The following is a 1,186-nucleotide window of genomic DNA, read 5'->3' as shown; positions in this document are numbered from 1 at the left end:
CCCTCTCTCCGGCAGAACGCAACCAGTTTCAGCATGTAGTCCAGCCCTTCGGCCGTCTCCGGATCCTGGAAGAGTTCGAAGGACGGTTCCAGGAGAGGGCGCGGCAGGAAGACGATGCACTTCGCCTCTGCCCGCGTGACCGAGACGTTGAGGCGGTTCCTGCTGTAGATGAACGCCGCCTCGGCGAGGGCGGTCTCGGGGTCGCTCACCCCGTACGAGACGATCACCGCCTCGCACTGCTGCCCCTGCATCTTGTCCACGGTGTCCACGAAGGGTTCTGCCCTCCAGGCCCGTCTCTCTGCAAGCGCTTTTTTGATCGCCGCGATCTGGGCGTGGTGCGGACTGACGACGAAGACTCCCCTGCTCCAGAAGGCGGCGTCGCCGGCCTTCGTGTCCGGGTAGGTCTCGCCTGACCCTGCCGGGAGGAGGGACGACCGCAGGGCGGTCGCAAGGTCGGCCACGAGCGCCGCCTCGGCGGTGTTCTCGACAGTCGCCCGCACCTCTTCGAGGACGACGACGGCGAGGGGGTGGGCCGGGTCGAGCACCCAGGCGACGAAGGGGTCGTCGGCGGAGGGTGCACGCCAGATCTGCCGGGCGGCGACCTCGGCCGTCGCGGGGCGATAGCCCTCTCCATAGAGTGTCTCGGCAGGGAAGCGGGAGAGGGTGCTGTTCATGCGCCAGTTTTCGAGGAGTTGCGCGGTGTATCTCCTCCCGGTGTCCCGCCGCCGCAGCCACGCAAAGACCGAGTCCTGATACTCAGACTTCTCGTGGTCGGCGCCCGCCGCCTTCACGATGGGCGGCAACTGGCAGTCGTCGCCCGCGAGCACGAGTCTCCCGCCCTTCCTGATGAGGGGGAGGAGGAGGGCGAGTTCGCCGAATGTCATCTGCGAGGCCTCGTCGATGATCAGGAGGTCGAAGGCCGGGAGGAGGTCGCGGTGTTTCTGGAAACTCTTCGCCGTGCCGCCGAGGACGAAACCGTCAGGGACGCGGGTCATGGCGGTGAGGAGGTCGCGGGTGATCACGAGAAGGCCGCGCCCCTTCGGGCTTGTCGTCTTTTCGAGTTTGTTCACCGAGAGCCTCAGGGTGATGTCCCCGGCGACGGCGTTCTGGACCGCGAAGAGGAGGTTCTCTATCGCCGCGTGGGTGAGGGCGCTCACCGCGATGCGGAGGGGACGGGTGCGTGCCC

1 protein-coding gene is annotated in these 1,186 nt (G+C 67.2%); it reads right to left on the bottom strand.

The genetic code is table 11. The features are described 5' to 3' along the window. Nucleotides 1–1,186, bottom strand: a 1,186-nt coding sequence (locus Q0520_RS02640) for an ATP-binding protein (protein WP_298666235.1), incomplete at both ends; no start/stop codon positions are given.

This window comes from uncultured Methanofollis sp. (genome assembly GCF_937919355.1).
Lineage (GTDB): Archaea > Halobacteriota > Methanomicrobia > Methanomicrobiales > Methanofollaceae > Methanofollis.
This window is presented reverse-complemented; position numbering and strand designations above follow the sequence as displayed.